Source organism: Streptomyces sp. NPDC002573 (assembly GCF_042889625.1).
Lineage (GTDB): Bacteria > Actinomycetota > Actinomycetes > Streptomycetales > Streptomycetaceae > Streptomyces > Streptomyces gibsoniae.
The window spans coordinates 66,837-84,874 of sequence record NZ_JBIARC010000018.1 but is presented as its reverse complement, the minus strand read 5'-3'; the positions used below and the strand labels follow the sequence as shown (position 1 = coordinate 84,874).

The following is an 18,038-nucleotide window of genomic DNA, read 5'->3' as shown; positions in this document are numbered from 1 at the left end:
ATCGCCCCCTCGGGGCACGCGTGTATCACGGGCGCAGGATTCACCTTCTCCGTAAGGGGGTTGACAGCTACTCTCCGAATCCGACGGATTGCAGGGCGAGTTGGACAACTGGCTGGCTGGTGGGCTGCGGTGAGCCCCCGTCGGGCTCCACCGTCACGGCGAGTGACGTCGCCGACTTGCTCAGCCCGCTCGCGACCAGGGGCGTGTCGCCATGGAACAGTCCGAGGGAGCGTGGTTGCACGTTGGGGCGCATGAGCCAGAGCTGATGCACACGCCCGCTCGGTGGCGCATCGAGTCCGCTCAGGGTGATGACGGCGCGCCCCTCGGATGCGGACGCGATTACTCCGATTCCTCGGCCCCTGGCGTCCCGGTCGTTGGTCGACCGGGCGTCGGGCGCGGCAAGAACGTGGGCGATCTCACGCGCCTGCGCACGCTCGGCGTCGAGGGTGTGCTGCGTCTGCGTCGCCTGCACCGCGAACAGCGCGGCGACGACGAGGGCCGCCGCGGCCGTGGCGGTGGCGAACGGGGCGAACAGAGGGCGCATCCGGGGCGCACGGGCGCGCTCGGGCGGCGGGGCGGCTCCCCAGACATGCGGCGGCAGATGCCGGGTGTGGGACCCGATCGCGTCGTACGCGGGCGTGGGCGCGGGGTCCTGGGGGATGGTGCGCACGGCGGTCAGCACCCGGCCGCGCAGCCCGGGCGGGGCCAGCGCGTTCGTGGACCAGGCGAGGCGCACGGCGTCCTCGGACAGGGCCCGCACCTCGGCGGCGCAGCGCTCGCAGCCCGCGAGGTGCTTCTCGAAGCGCACGCGCTCCGCGGGCTCCAGCGCGTCGAGGGCGTAGGGAGCCGCCAGGGAGTGCAGGTCCTCGCGGCGCAACAGGCGGTCGAGGAAACTCATGCGACTCCTCCCAGGCATTCGCGCAGCCGGGTGAGTCCGTCGCGCATCCGCGTCTTTACCGTGCCGAGCGGCAGCGAGAGCCGCTCGGCGACCTCACGGTACGTGTAACCGTCGTAGTAGGCGAGTGTGACGGACTGTCGCTGCAGAGCGGTGAGGCGGTCCAGGCAGCGGCGCACCCACTCCCGCTCCAGGCCGGCCTCCACCTCCTCGGCGACATGGTCGAAGGCAGGGGGGTGGGCGCGCCGGGCCTCGCGCTGCTCGCGTTCGCCGGCGGCGCGGACGCTGCGCACCCGGTCGACGGCACGGCGGTGGGCCAGGGTGAGGATCCACGACAGAGCGCTGCCGCGGCCGGGGTCGAACCGGGGGGCGGAGCGCCACAGTTCGAGCAGCACCTCCTGGGACACCTCCTCCGACTGCGCCGGATCCCGTACGACCCTGCGGACCAGGCCGAACACCGGCCCGGACACCAGCCCGTACAGCTCCTCGAAGGCCTTCTGGTCACCTCCGGCCACGAGGACCAGAAGCTCGTCCGCCTCCACTCGTACCGCCCTCTCCGCCGCCGCGTACGGCCTGCTCGCCCGACTGTGGCACGCACTGCGTCCACCCCTTCGGAAGAGATACGGAGCAGCAGGCCGAAAACGCGGGTCGAGCAGGCAGAAAAAGATTTTTCGAGATCCACCAATCCGCCTCGGAGGGCGCTCCGAATCCCGGTGCGTCAGGCAAGTTGGCACTGAGGACGGACGGCATGACACCTATCTCCAGGAACGGCGCGGGACGCAGGAGCATCGCGACCCTCATCTCCGGTGCGCTGGCCGCCGGCGGGCTCGCGGCCGCCGGCGTGGCCGCGCTGGAACCGGGGGCGGCCTCCGCCTCCTCCCACAGGGAGGCTCCGCTCATCTCGGGGCAGCCGCAGTACGACAACACCGACCTGTACGCGTTCGTGAGCCCCGACAAGCCGGACACGACGACGGTCATCGCGAACTTCATCCCGTTCGAGGAGCCGGCGGGCGGCCCGAACTTCTACACGTTCGCGGACGACGCGCAGTACGACATCCACGTCGACAACGACGGTGACGCGCAGAGCGACCTGATCTTCCGCTACACGTTCAAGACGCACGTCAAGAACAAGAACACGTTCCTCTACAACACGGGTCAGGTCGACAGCCTCGACGACCCCGACCTCAACGTCACACAGACGTACAACATCGACCTGATCAAGCTGCACAAGGAGAAGCTCGTCTCGAAGACGAGGATCGCGGACAACGTGCCGGTCGCCCCGTCGAACGTCGGCAAGGCGTCGATGCCGAACTACGACAAGCTGCGCAACCAGGCCGTCTACAAGCTCACGGGCGACGCCACGTCGTTCGCCGGCCAGGCGGACGACCCCTTCTTCGCGGACCTGCGCGTGTTCGACCTGCTGTACGGCGGCAACCTCTCCGAGGTCGGCAACGACACCCTCAAGGGCTACAACGTCAACTCCCTCGCGATCCAGGTGCCGAACGACTACATCCGCCAGTCGGCGCACCAGCCGGTCGTCGGCATCTGGTCGACGGTCCAGCGCAAGGACGCCCGGGGCGACTGGTCGCAGGTCTCGCGTCTGGGCAACCCGCTGGTGAACGAGGTCGTCAACCCGCAGAAGGACAAGGACAAGTTCAACGCCTCCTCGCCCGCGTACGACGCGCAGTTCCTGAAGAACGTGACCAACCCGGAGCTGCCGAAGCTCATCGAGGCGATCTACAAGATCAAGGCGCCGAAGGAGCCGCGCAACGACCTGGTGGACGTGTTCCTGAAGGGCGTGAAGGGCCTCAACCAGCCGCCGTCGGTCAAGCCGGCGGAGGAGCTGCGGCTCAACACCTCGATCAAGCCGACCGCCTCCCCGAAGCGGCTGGGTGTGCTGGACGGTGACAACGCGGGCTTCCCCAACGGGCGCCGGCTCACCGACGACGTGATCGACGAGGCGCTCCAGGTGATGGAGGGCGAGCTGGTCGGCTCCAAGAACGACCTGGGCGACTCGGTCAACGCCAACGACCAGAAGTTCGGGCACTCCTTCCCGTACCTCGCCGACCCGACCTCGGGCTCGCGCGGTCCGGTGGCCAAGGGCACCGGCAACAGCGTGCGCAACCAGCTGGGTGACGGTCTGATGGCGACCGGTTCCAACGGCCCCGACACCACGCTGATCGCGACCTCCGCGGCCGCGGGTGCGGGCGGCGTCCTGCTGGTCGGCACCGGGCTGCTGTGGTGGCGCCGCCGGTCCCAGTACCGGGCGTACTGACCCGCCCCACCGACGGGACCGGTCCTCCGGTGCCGTCTCCCCGACCGGCGCGGCCCGTACCCCATCCATCCCCCACGGCGCGGGCCGCGCCGCTCCCCGTCCGACAACGACCGTTTCCGTCCAGGAGATTGAGGAGAGGGCATGTCCCCGCGTAAGAACCAGAGCGCGCCGGAGAGCGGGCGCGGCGGCCGGCCCGAGGCCGAGCCGACGTCACCGACGCTGCGCGCGGCGGAGACCACGCCCGAGGAGGGCGCCCCGAGCGCCGGACCGCGCGGCGCGCACGCCGAGGCGTCCGGCACGAAGGCGCCGGGCGCCACGCCGGTTGCGCCGGACGGAGTCGGTCCTGCGGCCGACGGTCCGGCGCAGGACACCGGGCCGGCGGCGGAGCGGACGGAGAGCGACGACGAGGCGGTCGGCCCGGGCCCCCATGCCGGACCGGCCGCCGCGGAACCGTCGGAGGACGGGGCCGCGCCCTCCGCTCCCGCGATCGACCCGGCCGCGTCCTGCGGTCCGGCCGAGCCGGCGGAGACGGCCGACGGCCCGGCCGCGGACGGGGCGCCCCACGCGGACGCCGCGCCGTCCCCGGAAGCGGCCGATACCGCCGCGGTGGACGCGGTGGACATCGCCGCCTCCGAAGCCGCCGGCGGCGATGAGCGCGTGAGCGCCCTGCGGCGGTTCTCCGCGGCCGGGCGGCGCTGGCGGGCCGTGCAGCTCGGGCTCTGTGCCGCGTCGTTGGCCGTCGCGCTTACCGCGGGTGCCGTCGTCGTCAGTGCCGTACGGGACAGCGGCCGTACCGCGCGGGTGGCGTCCATGCCCGGCGCGGTCTCCCCCGAACTCCTCGCCGGCGGCGACCTCGACACGAGCATCCGGGCCCTGCAGGCCCAACTCCGCGCCCAGCCACGGGACTACGGCAGCTGGGCGACGCTCGGACTGGCCTACGTCGAACAGGCGCGCACCAAGGGCGACCCCTCCCGCTACCCGCAGGCGGAACGCGCCTTGAACCGTTCGCTGGCGATCCGCCCGGACAACGACCCCGCGCTCGCCGGCCGCGCCGCCCTCGCCGCCGCCCGCCACGACTTCACCGGCGCCCTGAAGTACGCCGATCTCGCCCTGAAGCAGAACCCGTACAGCGAGCGCGCCCTGTCCTCCCGGATCGACGCGCTCGTCGAACTCGGCCGCTACGCCGACGCCTCGAAGGCCGCCGACCTGGCGGACTCGCGCCGCCCGGGCGTCCCCGTCTTCACCCGCTACGCCTATGTGCACGAACTGCGCGGCGACGTGGGCACCGCCCGCCGCGTCCTGGAGCAGGCCCTGAGCACGGCCACGAGCCGCGGCGACATCGCGTACGTGGCCAGCGCGCTCGGCCAGCTCGCCTGGAACCAGGGCGACTACAAGACCGCCCTCGACCGCTACGCGCGCGCCCTGGCCGCCGACGAGAACTACCTCCCCGCGCTGGAGGGCCGGGCCCGCGCCCAGGCGGGCCAGGGCGACACCGCCGACGCGATCCGGGGCATGGAGCTGGTCGTGGACCGCTATCCGCTGCCCCAGCCGCTGGTGGAGCTGGGCGAGCTGTACGAGGCACGCGGCAAGGAGGGCGACCGGGACAAGGCCCGCGACCAGTACGCCCTGGTCGACGCCTGGGTCTCACTCGCCCGCGCCAACGGCGTCAACGCCGACCTCGACACCGCGCTCGCCGCCGCCGACCACGGCGACCACGCGGCCGCGCTCAAGGCCGCCCGGGCCGAGTGGGCGCGCCGCCACACCGTGCACACCGCGGACGCCCTCGCCTGGGCCCTGCATGTGAACGGCCGCGACCGGGAGGCCCTCCCCTACGCCCAGCACGCCACGGCCACCGGCTACCACAACGCGTCCTTCATCTACCACCGCGGCATGATCGAGCGCGCCGTCGGCCGGACGGACCAGGCCCGCGCCTCGCTCACCAAGGCCCTGCGCCTCAACGCGGGGTTCTCCCCGCTGGGTGCGCGTGAGGCCCGCAAGGCCCTGGAGGCGATGAAGTGAGTCTGCGTCGTGTCGCCGCTGCGGGCGCCGCCGCCCTCACGGCCGCCTGCGCGCTGGTCCTGGTGCCCGCGGGCGCCGCGAGCGCCCACCCGCTCGGCAACTTCACCGTCAACCGGTACGACGGCCTGGTCGCCGCCCCCGGGCAGCTGCGGATCGACCATGTCGAGGACCTCGCGGAGATCCCGGCCACCCAGGCCCGGCCTGACCTGGAGAAGCTCGGTCTGTCCGAGTGGGCGCGGCGCAGGTGCGCCACGGCCGCGGCGGGCAGCACCCTGAGCGTCGACGGACACGCGGTGCCGCTGACCGTCGGTCCGAGCCGGGCCCAACTGCGGCCCGGTCAGGCGGGGCTGCACACCCTGCGGGTGGAGTGCGCCCTCAGGGCGCCGCTGCCCAAGGGCAAGACCGTGGCCCTCTCCTTTCACAGCGCGGGCGCGACCACCGGGCCCAGCTGGCGGGAGATCACCGCGCGCGGCGACCGTATGACGCTCACCGGCACCGACGTGCCGAAGACGTCCGTGTCCCACGAACTGACCAGCTACCCCAAGGATCTGCTCTCCTCTCCGGCCGACACCGTCAAGGCCTCCCTGCGGGTGCGTCCGGGCGGTGCCGCCCTCGTCGACGACCGTCGGGACGCGCCTGCCGCCGCCGTACTGCCGCGTGGTGCCGACCGGTGGACCGAGGCGCTCAACAACCTTGTAGCGCAGCACCATCTGACCGTCGGCTTCGCCGCGCTCGCCCTGCTCATCGCGATCGGCCTGGGGGCGATGCACGCGCTGGCGCCCGGCCACGGCAAGACCCTGATGGCCGCCAGCGCGGCGGCCCGCGGCGGCCGGGCGAGGCTCAGGGACGTCATGCCGCTGGCCGCCTCCGTGACGGTCACCCACACCCTCGGGGTGGTAGCGCTGGGCCTGCTGGTCACGGCGGGCTCCGCGGCGGCTCCCTCGGTGATCGCCTGGCTGGGCCTGGCCAGCGGCGTCCTGGTCACCGCGGCCGGCGCGCAACTCGTCCGCAGGGCATGGCGCAACCGGGCCCCGGTGCACGACCACGGCCACAGTCATGACCACGGACACGAGCACGGCCACAGTCACAGCCACGACCATGACCAGGACCACGCGCACGAGCACGAGTACGAGCACGCCCATCAGCGCGTACACGCGCACGCGGGCGCGCGCGTCGGCGCTCAGGCGGGCCAGGCGCACGACCACGCACACACCGATCACGCGAGCGCGCACGACCACGACCACGACCACGACCGTGCCCACCCGCACGACCGTGCCCACCCGCACGACCACGACCACGCGCACGACCACGCCCACGGCATCCCCCACACCCACGGCGGCAGCACCCACACCCACCCCGTCGCCCCGACCCTCCGCGGCACGATCCTGCTCGGCTTCGCCGGCGGGCTCGTGCCCAGTCCGTCCGCCGTCGTGGTCCTGGTCGGCGCCGCGGCACTCGGCCAGGCCTGGTTCGGTCTGCTGCTCGTCGTCGCCTACGGCGTCGGGCTCGCCCTGACGCTGACCGCGGCGGGGTTCGCGGTGGTCAAGCTGGGCAGCGGGGTGAACCGGGTGCTGGACCGACGGCCCGGCTGGACCCGCGGCCCGACGGCGGCGCTGGTGCGCAGGACCGCGCCCCTGGGGTCCGCGTTCGTGGTCGTGGTCCTCGGGGCCGGACTGGTGTTCAAGGGGGCGGCATCCGCACTCGGTTGAGCTACTTTTGGGGAGAAATCACGCGGAGTGGATACGACGATCGGATGCGAATGGGGGACGCCCGTGTCCGAAGAACCGGGCCGTGAACGTGTGATCGCGGGTCGCTACCGGCTGCTCTCCCCCCTCGGTGAGGGCGGGATGGGAACGGTGTGGCGGGCACGCGACGAGGTGCTGCACCGCGAGGTCGCCGTCAAGGAGGTGCGCGCCCCCGCCGGTCTTCCGGCGGCCGAGGTGGAGCGCATGTACACCCGGCTGGAGCGCGAGGCCTGGGCGGCGGCCCGGGTGGCGAACCGCAATGTGGTGACGGTCTATGACGTGGCCCATCAGGACGGACGCCCGTGGATCGTGATGGAGCTGATCCGCGGCATCGCGCTGTCGGACCTGCTGGACGCGGAGGGGCCGGTCTCCCCGCAGTGGGCGGCGTACATCGGCGCCGAGGTGCTCTCCGCCCTGCGCGCCGCGCACGCGGCGGGGGTACTGCACCGCGACGTCAAGCCGGCCAACGTGCTGCTCTCGAACGACGACCGGGTGGTCCTGACCGACTTCGGCATCGCCACCGTCGAGGGCAGTTCGGCGCTGACCATGACCGGCGAGGTCATCGGCTCGCCCGAGTTCCTCGCCCCGGAGCGGGCGCTCGGGCGGACACCGGGCCCGGAGTCCGATCTGTGGTCGCTGGGCGTGCTGCTGTACGCGGCCGTCGAGGGCAACTCCCCGTTCCGGCAGAACACACCGCTGAGCACGCTGCGGGCCGTCGTGGACGAGGAGTTGCCGCCGCCGCGCCGGGCCGGTCCCCTGGCACCGGTCATCGAGGGGCTGCTGCGCAAGGACCCGGCCGAGCGCATCCCGGCCGAGCAGGCCGAGCGGGACCTGCGGATCATCGGCGCGGGCGGCACCCCGCGCACGGGCACCCCCGCCTCCTCCTACGCGCCGACGGTCGCGGCGTTCCCGGGCGGTTCCCCGACTCCCCCGCTGCCCACGCCCGCCCCCGTCGGTGCGACCGGGCCCGGCCACCCCGCGCAATACGCGCCGCCGCGGCGCAACCGCCGTGCTGCCGTGGTCCTGGTGGCGGGTCTGGCCGTGCTCGCGCTCGCCCTGGCGGGACTGACGTACGGGCTGGTGCACCACAACGACGGCAGCGGCGGCTCCACGACGGGCAGTGGTGCCCCGCACAGCGACACCGCGGGCGGCGGGAGCACGAGCAGTCCGGGGCGGAGCACGGGAGCGGGCCCGGGGCCCACCGGCGCCTCCTCGGCGGGCGGCGGGAGTGGGCACACGACGAGTCCGTCCGCCCAGTCGGTGCAGGTGACGGTCACGGGGACGCACACCGACTACTCCGGGACCTGTCCGCCGCCGGACGCCCAGGCGCCCACGTTCACGGCGACGTTCACGGTGGGGAGCGTCCCGGCGGAGGTGTCGTACCGCTGGGTCACGACCTCGGGACAGGTGTCGGACCCGGGCTGGAAGACGCTGTCCTTCCCGGCGGGCGGGAAGAGGACCAAGCAGCGGCAGGTCGTCGTCACGACGTACGACCCGGCGGGTTCGGTGCACAACGCGATCGGTGTGGAGGTGCGCTCTCCGGTGCAGGTCACGTCCGGCACCGTGCCGTTCACGGTGACCTGTGAGACGGAGACCCCGACGGGCGGGGCCTCCCCCTCGAGTTCGTGACCCTCAGGCCGCGTTGGTGAGCACCGGCAGATAGCCGCCGGACTGCCCGGCCGCGGTGGGGTGGTAGGACTGGCCGATGTCCAGCCAGTCGACGCTGTGCAGCCAGGAGTCGCTCGAGCAGATCTCGTGGCCGCTGAAGGTGGTGCGCACGTCGCCGAAGGTGAAGCCGTGGTCGGCGGCGCGCTTGGCGATCGCGGCGTCGATGTAGTCGGCGGCGCCGTTGATCGCGGAACGCTTGGTGTCGGACAGCCCGACGCAGGTGGTGCCGAGCTTGTAGAAGCGCGGGTAGCCCAGCACGACCACATGGGCGGAGGGGGCCCTGGAACTGATCGCCGAGTACACGGCGTCCAGCTGGCCGGGCAGGGTGGAGTCGACGTAGGCCTTCGCGGTGGCGATGCGCGAGAGGCAGGAGCTGTCGGACTGGAGCACACAGGTCGTCATGACGTCGGAGAATCCGGCGTCGTTGCCGCCGATGGTGATGGACACGAGGCTGGTGGCGGAGCTCAGGGTGCCGAGCTGGTTGCTGAGGACGTCGGTGGTCTTGGCGCCCGAGCAGGCGAGGAAGCTGAACGAGGCGGGCGCGTGGGCGGCCTGCCACAGATACGGAGCGGCATTCGTGCTGCGGTCGCAACTGCCGCTGGAACTGATGTAGCTGCCGGCGCCGACGCCGGACGCATAGGAGTCGCCGAGGGCGACGTAGCCGCCGGCCGCGGCGAGTGATGACGCCTGCGCCGCGGCAGCCCCGGTGAGGACGAGGCCGACCGCAAGGAGGAGCGAAGTCACATACGCCGCAATTCGGGAACGTCTCATGGAACCTCCCTTTAGCAGGATCTCTGCCTCAACCGTGGTAGCAGCTACGCGGGTTGACTGGAAGTGTCCATGCCAAGACTGTTTCGCAATTCATCCAACCCGTCCCGGGCGTTCGCCGTCGCCCCGCGTGCACGTATGGCAAGCACATGACAGAAGACCTCCGGAGGTCGCCACGCCCGGAAGGGAACACATGTTTAGAGCAGGCCAAGAACCCGTGCGCCCCGCTTCCGCATCTTGACGGCCCCCTCTTCGCTGCGCGACATTGAAGCCCGGCATCCGGCGCTTCGGGGGGCAAAGTCGCCAATGCAGACCTTACGCATCAAGCCACCTTCGTCAGACGAGGACGGGGGGCCGGGACAGGATCCGGGGAGGGACCTGTTCCCGCTGCTCGTGGGTGCGGCGGTAGCCGTCGCGGGCGTCGGCGCGATCCTCGCGCTGGCCGGCTCGGACTCACCACTGCGCGGCCCGTTCACGCTGTTCTTCCTGCTCGCCGCGCCGGCAACGGCCGTCGGCACCGCCCTGCGGGGGCTGCAACCCTGGCCCCGCACCGTGGTGTCCGTGGCGGGAGCGATCACGATCGACCTGCTCATCGCCCAGGGCATGCTGGCGGTGCACCGATGGTCGGTCACCGGCGGGATCCTCGCGGTGACCGTGATCAGCTCCCTCGTTCTCCTGCTGGTACAGGTACGACGGCAGCGCCGCCGTACGGCGAGAAGACGGGCCTGACGACGTGGACATCAGGGTGTACCGCCCCGGCGAGCTGAGCGCCGCCAACCGGGCGGCATGGACGGCTTTGCAGTCGAAGGCCCATCTGAACGGCTCGCCCGAGCTGGCGAACCCGTTCCTGTCACCGGAGTTCACGCTCGCGGTGGGCCGCACGAGACGCGGCGTGCGCATAGCGGTGGCGTACGAGGACGGCGAACCGGCCGCGTTCTTCCCGTTCCAGAGAACCGCCACGGGCGTCGGACGGGCCGTCGGCCTCGGCGTCTCGGACTGCCAGGGCCTGGTGCACCGGCCCGGCTTCGCCTGGGACTCGCACGAGCTGCTGCGGGCGTGCGGGCTCGCCGTCTGGGAGTTCGACCATCTGGTGGAGGGGCAGCAGCCGTTCGAGGCGGAGGCCTCCGGCACCTTCCCGTCCCCGGTCATGGACATCGACCAGGGATACGAGGCCTATCTGCGCCGGCTGCGCGAGCAGTCGCCGAAGTTCACCCGCACGACGCTCGCCAAGGAGCGCAAGCTGGGACGGGACGCCGGCCAGGTGCGCTACGTCCACGACGAGCGCGACCCGGCGGTCCTGCGAACGCTGACGGCCTGGAAGTCCGCGCAGTACCGCAGGACCGGGCGCAGCGACCGCTTCGCGCACCCCTGGATCAACCAGCTGGTGCAGCAGCTCTTCCACACCCGCTCCGAGCCGTTCGCCGGGATCCTCTCGGTGCTCTACGTGGCCGACCGCCCGGTCGCGGCGCACTTCGGACTGCACACCGAGCGGGTGCTGGCCTGCTGGTTCCCGGCCTACGACCCGGAGTTCGCGAAGTACTCGCCCGGGCTGATCCTGCATCTGCGGATGGCCGAGGCCGCCGCGGCCGACGGCATCGCCTATCTCGATCTCGGGCGGGGCCAGAAGGAATACAAGGACTCCCTGAAGACACGGGAACTGCTCGTGTCCGAGGGGTGGGTGACGCGCCGTCACCCCGTCGCACTCGGACACAGGGCGCGCCGCGCCCCGGTCCGGGCACTGCGCAATGCGGTGCTGTCGCGGCCGGAGCTCTTCGAGCCGGCCGACCGGATCCTGAAGCGGATGGGGAAAATCCGTTCTAGGGGTTGAATGACGACCATATCGGCGAAAACGAGGGACACGATCCAAGCCTTGCCATAAAGTCGCAATCGTCAATACCGTCATACATCAACCCGCATCGGTCCATCATCAAGCGGTCCAGGGGAGGGCTCAGGTACCGCGATGGTTCCGACGCGGGGCGCGGTAGGGGGGTGCCGTGCTCGGCGACCACAGTCGTACGAGCCGTGCCGCGCGACCGGCTGCCGTTCTTCTTCCGGCAGACGGCCAGCTTTGCCAGCTCACCCGGCATGCACGGAGATCCATGCCGTCATGCCGTAAGTGAGAACCCCCCTTTCGAACCGGACACAAAGCCGGACCGTCCAGGGGCGGACGGTCCACCGGACGAGAGGGACCAGACTCATGAGTTCTGTACTGCGCCCGGCCATTTCGGGCCAAGATCCGTTAATGCCGGGGAAGTACCGGCCCATCTCCTCTCACCTGGCCATTGCGCCGCCGGTGAGCGTGGTGATTCCCGCCATGAATGAGGCGGAGAATCTCCCCTACGTCTTCAAGACCCTTCCCGAGTGGATTCACGAAGTGGTTCTTGTGGACGGCAATTCCACCGACGACACGGTGCAGGTCGCGCGCGATCTGTGGCCGCAGGTGAAGGTCGTCAGGCAGCAGGGCAAGGGCAAGGGCGACGCGCTGATCACCGGGTTCGAGGCCTGCACCGGCGACATCATCGTGATGGTCGACGCGGACGGCTCGGCCGACGGCCAGGAGATCGTCAGCTATGTCTCCGCCCTGGTGTCCGGCGCCGACTTCGCGAAGGGCTCGCGGTTCGCGAACGGCGGCGGCACCTCGGACATGACGCCGATCCGCAAGCTCGGCAACCGGGTGCTGTGCGCCATCGTCAACGCCAAGTTCGGCGCCCGCTACACCGACCTGTGCTACGGGTACAACGCGTTCTGGCGGCACTGCCTCGACGAGATCGACCTCGACTGCACCGGCTTCGAGGTCGAGACCCTGATGAACATCCGGGTGGTCAAGGCCGGCCTGAAGGTGCAGGAGATACCGAGCCACGAGTACCTCCGCATCCACGGCGACAGCAATCTGCGCGCGGTGCGCGACGGCTTCCGGGTGCTGAAGGTGATCCTCAAGGAGCGCTCCAACCGGCGTGCGCTGCGCCGGCGTCCGCACGCGGTGGCGCTCAACTCAGGTCAGGGAGAGATGACTTGAAAGACCCGGACATCTCCGTGGTGATCTGCGTCTACACCGAGGACCGCTGGGAGGACATCCTCGCGGCGGTCGCCTCGGTGCGGGCGCAGTCACTGCCGGCCCGCGAGACGCTGCTGGTCGTGGACCACAACGAGACCCTGCTGGACCGGCTCGGCCGGGAGTACAAGGAGGCCGCGGAGGACGGATCGGTCCGGGTGCTCGCCAACGCGGGCCCCCGCGGCCTGTCCGCCGGCCGCAACACCGGTATCGCCGCCTCGCACGGGGAGATCATCGCCTTCCTCGACGACGACGCCGTGGCCGAGCGCGACTGGCTGAAGCACTTCGCCTCCGGGTACGAGGACCCGAGGGTGATGGCCGTCGGCGGCCGTACGATGCCCGTCTGGGCGTCGGGCCGCCGCCCGGCCTGGTTCCCGGAGGAGTTCGACTGGGTGGTGGGCTGCACCTACAAGGGGCTGCCGCCCGGCCGGGTCCGGGTGCGCAACGTCCTCGGCGGCAACGCCTCCTTCCGCCGTACGGCCTTCGAGGCGGCGGGCGGCTTCGCCACGGGCATCGGGCGCGACGGCGACAAGCGCCCGCTGGGCGGCGAGGAGACGGAACTGTGCATCCGTCTCACCCGGGCCCGGCCCGACGCGGTGCTGCTGATCGACGACCGGGCCGTCATCCACCACCGGGTGCCCGCACCGCGCGAGCACTTCGCCTACTTCCGTACCCGCACCTACGCCGAGGGCCTCTCCAAGGCACTCGTCGCCCGCAGCGTCGGCTCCGACAGGGGCCTGGAGTCGGAGCGCCGCTACACCACCCGGGTGCTGCCCGCCGGGGTGGTCCGCGGACTGCGCGACGCCCTGCTGGCCCGCCCCGGCGGTGCGGGCCGCGCGGGCGCGATCGTCGCCGGTGTCTTCTCGGCGGCGGGCGGGTATGTGCTCGGCAGCGTCCGGGCACGCCGGGGCGGCGCCGGGTTCTCGATCGTGGAGATCCCGGACGGTACGGGGGAGGCCGCATGAACGACCGGGCCGTACCCATCCTCATGTACCACTCGGTCGCCACGGCGCCCAACGAGACGACCCGTGAACTGTCGGTGGCGCCCGAGGCGTTCGCGGAACAGATGGCCCTGCTCGCGGACCTGAAGTTCACCCCGGTGACCACGGCCGAGCTCGCGAGAAGCTGGCGGGACGGCGGTCCGCTGCCCGAGCGGGCCGTCCTCATCACCTTCGACGACGGCTACGAGGGCGTGCACCGGCACGCCCTCCCCGTGCTCGCCGGACACGGCTTCGCGTCCACCCTGTTCGTCTCGACCGGGTGGATCAGGGGCGCCCATGACACCGGCGGCGGCCTGGACACCATGCTCGACTGGGGCCAGGTCCGCGACCTCGCGAACGCGGGGGTCGAGATCGGCGGGCACAGCCACACACACCCGCAGCTCGACCAGCTCGCCGACGAGGCGCTCCGGTTCGAGCTGGTGCACTGCGGGGAGATCATCGCCGACGAGCTGGGCAACCGCCCGGACTCGTTCGCCTACCCGTACGGCTACTCCAGCCGGCGGGTGCGCCACGCGGTGCGCGAGACGGGCTACCGCCAGTCGCTCGCCGTCGGCAACGCTCTCGCCCGCCGCCACCAGGGCCCGTACGCGCTGCAACGGGTAACCGTGCGCCGCAACACGGGCGCCGAGGAGTTCGAGCGGCTCGTCCAGGGCCGCGCGATCGCCCGCAACTTCGCCAGGGACCGCGCCCTGACCAAGGGGTACGCCGTGGTCCGAAGAGCACGACAGGCTTGCCGGAAGGCCATCCGTTCCCGTGTCTGACACGACGACCACAGCCCAGAACCCCGAGGCCCCGACCGCACCGCCCGAACGGTCCGGCCGCCGCCTGCGCCTGCCCGGAAGCGGCGGGGGCGGCGGCAGTCAGCTGTTCCGCAACGCCTACGCGCTGATGCTCAACACCGGTATCTCGGCGGTGCTCGGCCTCGGCTACTGGCTGGTCGCGGCCCGCTACTACTCCGATGCCGCGGTGGGCCAGGGCTCGGCCGCGATCGCCGCGATGAAGCTCCTCGCCGGGCTCACCGCGGTGACGCTGACCGGTGCCCTGGCCCGCTTCATCCCGATCGCTGGGCGCACCACCGGGCGTCTCATCCTCCGTACCTACGCGGGCAGTTCGGTCGTCGTGGCGCTCGCCGCGGGGATCTTCCTGCTGACGCTGAACGTGTGGGGGCAGTCGTACCGGTTCCTGCACGGTCCGGGTCCCGCACTCGCGTTCGTCGTGGCGGTCGTCGCCTGGAACCTGCTCACCCTCCAGGACGGTGTGCTGACGGGGCTGCGCAGCGCGCTGTGGGTGCCGGTGGGCAACACCGTCTTCTCCGCGGTGAAACTGGTGCTGCTCGTCGGGCTCGCGGCCGCCATCCCCATGATGGGCGTCTTCGTCTCCTGGGTCGCCGCCATCGCCACCTCCGTGGTGCCGCTCGGCTGGCTGGTGTTCCGGCGACTGGTGCCCCGGCATGTCAAGGCGACCGAGGATCATGCCAGTCCGCCGTCGCTGAGGGAGATCGGCCGGTTCCTCGCGGGCGACTACACCGGCTCGCTGTTCTCGCTCGCCGTGGTCTACCTGGTCCCGGTGATCGTGGCCTCGCAGGTCAGCGCCGCGGACAACGCGTACTTCTACATCACCACCACCATCGGCGGCACGACCAATCTGCTCGCCATCAACATGGGTGCCTCGCTCACCGTCGAGGGCTCGCACGACCCGGCGCGGCTCGCCGCCAACACCCGGGCGGCGCTCAAGCGCATGGCCCGGATCATGCTGCCGGTCACCGGTCTGCTGTTCCTGGGCGCGCCCTTCATCCTGCATGTCTTCGGTGAGGGCTACGCGCATGCGGCGACCCCGCTGCTGCGCTGGTTCGCGGTCGGGGCGCTGCTGCGGGTCGTCATGGAGACGTATTTCGCGGTACTGCGCGCGCAGAGCCGCACCCTGGGACTCGCCTGGCTCCAGGGCCTGCTGTGCGTCCTGGTGCTCGGCCTGACCGTGCTGCTGCTGCCCCGAATGGGGCTCACCGGCGCCGGTGTCGCGGAGATCTCCAGCCTCACGGTGATCGTGGCGATCGCCGCGCCGAGGCTCTTCCGGATCCTGCGCTCCGCGCCGTCCGACGCCGCGCCCGAGGACACGGCACCGGACGGGGACCTCGCCGACCTGGGGGCGCACGAGGTCCCCGCGCCGAGGACCGGCCCGTCCTGGGCGAAGAAGCTCGACGCCGACACGCTCGCGCTCGGCATACACGTCGACTTCGACCATGTGGAACGCAGGCCGGACGTGCGCCCCGGCCCGGGGACCCCACCCACCGGGACTCCCGTGGTGGCCGCGGACCACGACCGGTCGACCTGGGATCTGCGGCTGCCGCCGGAATCTCCGGCGGGTCTGCCGGTGAAGGAGTTCCCTTCGGTCGGGCGGAGCCAGGACCGGGCGGGCGAGGCAGACCCGGTGGCCTCTCCGGAGCCCGCCGGGACACCGGAAGCCGACGCACCGTTCGGCAGTGACGAGCCCAGTCGGGCCCCGTCCGGGCAAAAGGGCGCCGAAGAGAACGCCTCCGCCGCGAACGCGCGGGCGGCCGCGGACGATCCGGGGACCGAGGACCGGCCGCGGTCCGGCCCGCCGGCTGTCGCTCTCGGCTCCCTGCTCGGCTTCGCGCTGCTGCTGTACTGGCTGCCCGCGCTGACCATGAACGACGGCTCCCTCGAACGGATGGGCGGCCTGGGGCTGATCTCGGTCCTGCCGCTGCCGACGCTGGCCGGAGCCGCCCTGCTGGTCCTGGTCTTCGCCGGGCTGCTGTGGCGCGGCCGTGAGCACAAGGGCCTGCTGCTGGCCACCCTGCTCGCCACCGTGGTGTCCCTGCACGCGCTGCCCGCCGTGATCGAGAGCGAGCCGCGCTTCGCGACGGCCTGGCAGCACCTCGGGTTCCTCGACTACATCGACCGCACCGGTTCCGCCGTACCGGATCTGGACGCGCGCTGGAGCTGGCCGGGCTTCTTCGCGGCGGCCGCGTTCGTCTCCAGGGCGTGCGGGGTCACCGACCTCACCGAGGTCATCCGCTGGTGGCCGCTGGCCATCCAACTGCTGTATCTGGCACCGATGTTCCTGCTGGTGCGTGCGCTGCGGGCGAGCTGGCGCGCCAAGTGGACCGGCATCTGGATCTTCGTGCTCAGCGGCTGGGTCGGCCAGGACTACTTCTCCCCGCAGGGCTTCACCTTCCTGCTCTATCTGACCTTCGTGGCGATCCTGCTGGTGTGGTTCCGCGCGCCGCGCGTGATCTGGACCAAGGCGCGCCCCGGCGAGGCGGAGGTCGAGCCGACCACGCGTGGGCAGCGCGGTGTGCTGCTCATGGTGCTGATCGGCCTGTACGCGGCGAGCGTCCCGGCCCACCAGCTCACCCCGTTCGTGATGCTGGGCGTGCTCGCGGCGCTCGTCCTGGTCGGCCGCTCGGAGCTGCGCGGGCTGCCGATCCTGTTCGCGGTGCTGGTGGCGTTCTGGGTCGGCTTCATGGCCGAGCCGTACTGGTCCGGCCACTTCAACGAGCTGTTCGGCGGGGTCGGCGGCGTCGGCAGCAATGTGTCGACCTCGGTCTCCGGTCGCATCCAGGGCGGCGACGCCACCCACAAGCTCGTGCTGTACACCCGCGTCCTGCTCGCCGGCGCGGTCATGGCGTTCGCGTGCTGGGGCTGGCTGCGGCGCCGCGGGCACAAGTACCGCGACCGGTCGCTGCTCGTGCTGACCTTCGTACCGTTCCTGGGCTTCGGCATGCAGTCCTACGGCGGCGAGATGGCGCTGCGCGTCTTCATGTTCGCCGTCCCGGGCGCGGCCCTGCTGGCCGGGCTGGCCCTCTTCCCGCGCGCCGGTGTCACGGCCGGGGAACGGGCCAAGGAGCGGTCGAGCCTCGCCCCGCTCGCCGCCCTTCTGGCGGGTCTGCTGCTGATGGGCGGCTTCCTGGTGGCCCGCTGGGGCAACGAGACCTTCGAGCGCATCCGCCCGGGCGAGGTCACGGCGATGGACTACGTCTACGCCCATGACAACCCGACCGTGCGGCTGCTGTGGCTGAGCAACGACACTGTCAACAACGTGACACCCGCGATGCCGTGGGGCGCCAAGGACATGGAGAAGGTGCAGTACGTGCCGACCCTGGCGCCCGTCGATCCGGTCCTGGTGTCGGGCCTGGTCAAGTCGCTCAAGGACGCGGGCCCGAACTCGTATCTCATGATCAACGAGAGCCAGGTGACCTATCTCCGGATGGACGTGGGCTACCCGGCGACCTGGGAGTCCCGGCTCATCAGGAACCTGGACGGCCGTCCGGAGCTGAAGAGGGTCCTCGCCAACGGCGACGCGACCATGTACGCGCTGCGCCGGCAGCCCGCAGGCCCGGTCGCCAAGCCGCGCCCGGGTCCGATCGGCCCGCGGGTGACCTGGACACCGTGGTCGGTGGTCGGGGGGCTCGCGGCCGCGGCGCTGGTCCTGATGCTGATGGCGCGTGAGGTCGTCCGGGTGGCGATGCCCCCGGGCGTGCGGCAACTGCGGCTGCTGCAGAGCAGTTTCTGGTTCTCCCTGCCCCTGCTCGCGGTGTTCCTGGCCTCGCTGGTGCAGCGCTTCCTGACCATGGGCAAGGGCTGAGCGGCGGGCG

At 71.7% G+C, this 18,038-nt stretch carries 13 protein-coding genes; 10 read left to right on the top strand and 3 right to left on the bottom strand.

The window, feature by feature from the left end; all coding sequences use genetic code 11:
• Positions 1-67: 67 nt before the first annotated feature.
• Both ACFYX0_RS18955 and ACFYX0_RS18950 read right to left on the bottom strand, forming a co-directional pair.
• Positions 68-898 (bottom strand): anti-sigma factor domain-containing protein, encoded by an 831-nt coding sequence (locus ACFYX0_RS18955; RefSeq protein WP_388971553.1) that lies wholly within the window; start codon positions 896-898, stop codon positions 68-70.
• Positions 895-1,551, bottom strand: a complete 657-nt coding sequence (locus ACFYX0_RS18950) for a sigma-70 family RNA polymerase sigma factor (RefSeq protein WP_388971645.1) — start codon at positions 1,549-1,551, stop codon at positions 895-897. The genes ACFYX0_RS18955 and ACFYX0_RS18950 overlap by 4 nt, the downstream gene beginning before the upstream one ends.
• A gap of 92 nt (positions 1,552-1,643) precedes the next feature.
• Here ACFYX0_RS18950 and ACFYX0_RS18945 point away from each other — a divergent pair, with 92 nt between their 5' ends.
• The 4 genes from ACFYX0_RS18945 (at position 1,644) to ACFYX0_RS18930 (ending at position 8,563) form a co-directional block, all read left to right on the top strand.
• Positions 1,644-3,170 (top strand): DUF4331 domain-containing protein, encoded by a 1,527-nt coding sequence (locus ACFYX0_RS18945; protein ID WP_388971551.1) that lies wholly within the window; start codon positions 1,644-1,646, stop codon positions 3,168-3,170.
• A gap of 141 nt (positions 3,171-3,311) precedes the next feature.
• On the top strand, positions 3,312-5,189 hold the full coding sequence (locus ACFYX0_RS18940; protein ID WP_388971549.1) for a tetratricopeptide repeat protein: 1,878 nt from the start codon (positions 3,312-3,314) through the stop codon (positions 5,187-5,189).
• Positions 5,186-6,898: a sulfite exporter TauE/SafE family protein gene (locus ACFYX0_RS18935; RefSeq protein ID WP_388971547.1), complete on the top strand. Its 1,713-nt coding sequence runs from the start codon at positions 5,186-5,188 to the stop codon at positions 6,896-6,898. The genes ACFYX0_RS18940 and ACFYX0_RS18935 overlap by 4 nt, the downstream gene beginning before the upstream one ends.
• A gap of 63 nt (positions 6,899-6,961) precedes the next feature.
• On the top strand, positions 6,962-8,563 hold the full coding sequence (locus ACFYX0_RS18930) for a serine/threonine-protein kinase (protein ID WP_388971545.1): 1,602 nt from the start codon (positions 6,962-6,964) through the stop codon (positions 8,561-8,563).
• A gap of 3 nt (positions 8,564-8,566) precedes the next feature.
• Here ACFYX0_RS18930 and ACFYX0_RS18925 read toward each other — a convergent pair whose 3' ends face one another.
• A complete protein-coding gene (locus tag ACFYX0_RS18925; protein ID WP_355908834.1) occupies positions 8,567-9,373 on the bottom strand; it encodes an SGNH/GDSL hydrolase family protein in 807 nt (268 codons plus the stop codon).
• A 390-nt stretch (positions 9,374-9,763) separates the two neighbouring features.
• Here ACFYX0_RS18925 and ACFYX0_RS18920 point away from each other — a divergent pair, with 390 nt between their 5' ends.
• From ACFYX0_RS18920 to ACFYX0_RS18895, 6 genes are all read left to right on the top strand, one after another.
• A complete protein-coding gene (locus ACFYX0_RS18920) occupies positions 9,764-10,099 on the top strand; it encodes a hypothetical protein (RefSeq protein WP_388971543.1) in 336 nt (111 codons plus the stop codon).
• 4 nt (positions 10,100-10,103) lie between these two features.
• Positions 10,104-11,198 carry a GNAT family N-acetyltransferase gene (locus ACFYX0_RS18915; RefSeq protein WP_388971541.1) on the top strand — a complete coding sequence of 365 codons (1,095 nt, stop codon included), beginning with the start codon at positions 10,104-10,106 and terminating at the stop codon, positions 11,196-11,198.
• Between the two features lie 369 nt (positions 11,199-11,567).
• Entirely contained in the window at positions 11,568-12,386 is an 819-nt protein-coding gene (locus ACFYX0_RS18910) for a glycosyltransferase family 2 protein (protein ID WP_388971539.1), read from the top strand.
• Positions 12,383-13,387 carry a glycosyltransferase family 2 protein gene (locus ACFYX0_RS18905; RefSeq protein WP_388971537.1) on the top strand — a complete coding sequence of 335 codons (1,005 nt, stop codon included), beginning with the start codon at positions 12,383-12,385 and terminating at the stop codon, positions 13,385-13,387. The genes ACFYX0_RS18910 and ACFYX0_RS18905 overlap by 4 nt, the downstream gene beginning before the upstream one ends.
• On the top strand, positions 13,384-14,184 hold the full coding sequence (locus ACFYX0_RS18900) for a polysaccharide deacetylase family protein (RefSeq protein ID WP_388971535.1): 801 nt from the start codon (positions 13,384-13,386) through the stop codon (positions 14,182-14,184). Before ACFYX0_RS18905 ends, ACFYX0_RS18900 begins: the two co-directional genes overlap by 4 nt.
• Entirely contained in the window at positions 14,177-18,028 is a 3,852-nt protein-coding gene (locus ACFYX0_RS18895; RefSeq protein WP_388971533.1) for a lipopolysaccharide biosynthesis protein, read from the top strand. Before ACFYX0_RS18900 ends, ACFYX0_RS18895 begins: the two co-directional genes overlap by 8 nt.
• Positions 18,029-18,038: the final 10 nt, after the last annotated feature.

Excerpts from the sequence above, each read along its gene's own strand:
- ACFYX0_RS18955 (WP_388971553.1), bottom strand. The coding sequence starts at position 898 with ATGAGTTTCCTCGACCGCCTGTTGCGCCGCGAGGACCTGCACTCCCTG.
- ACFYX0_RS18900 (WP_388971535.1), top strand. The coding sequence starts at position 13,384 with ATGAACGACCGGGCCGTACCCATCCTCATGTACCACTCGGTCGCCACG.
- ACFYX0_RS18940 (WP_388971549.1), top strand. The coding sequence starts at position 3,312 with ATGTCCCCGCGTAAGAACCAGAGCGCGCCGGAGAGCGGGCGCGGCGGC.
- ACFYX0_RS18945 (WP_388971551.1), top strand. The coding sequence starts at position 1,644 with ATGACACCTATCTCCAGGAACGGCGCGGGACGCAGGAGCATCGCGACC.
- ACFYX0_RS18910 (WP_388971539.1), top strand. The coding sequence starts at position 11,568 with ATGAGTTCTGTACTGCGCCCGGCCATTTCGGGCCAAGATCCGTTAATG.
- ACFYX0_RS18925 (WP_355908834.1), bottom strand. The coding sequence starts at position 9,373 with ATGAGACGTTCCCGAATTGCGGCGTATGTGACTTCGCTCCTCCTTGCG.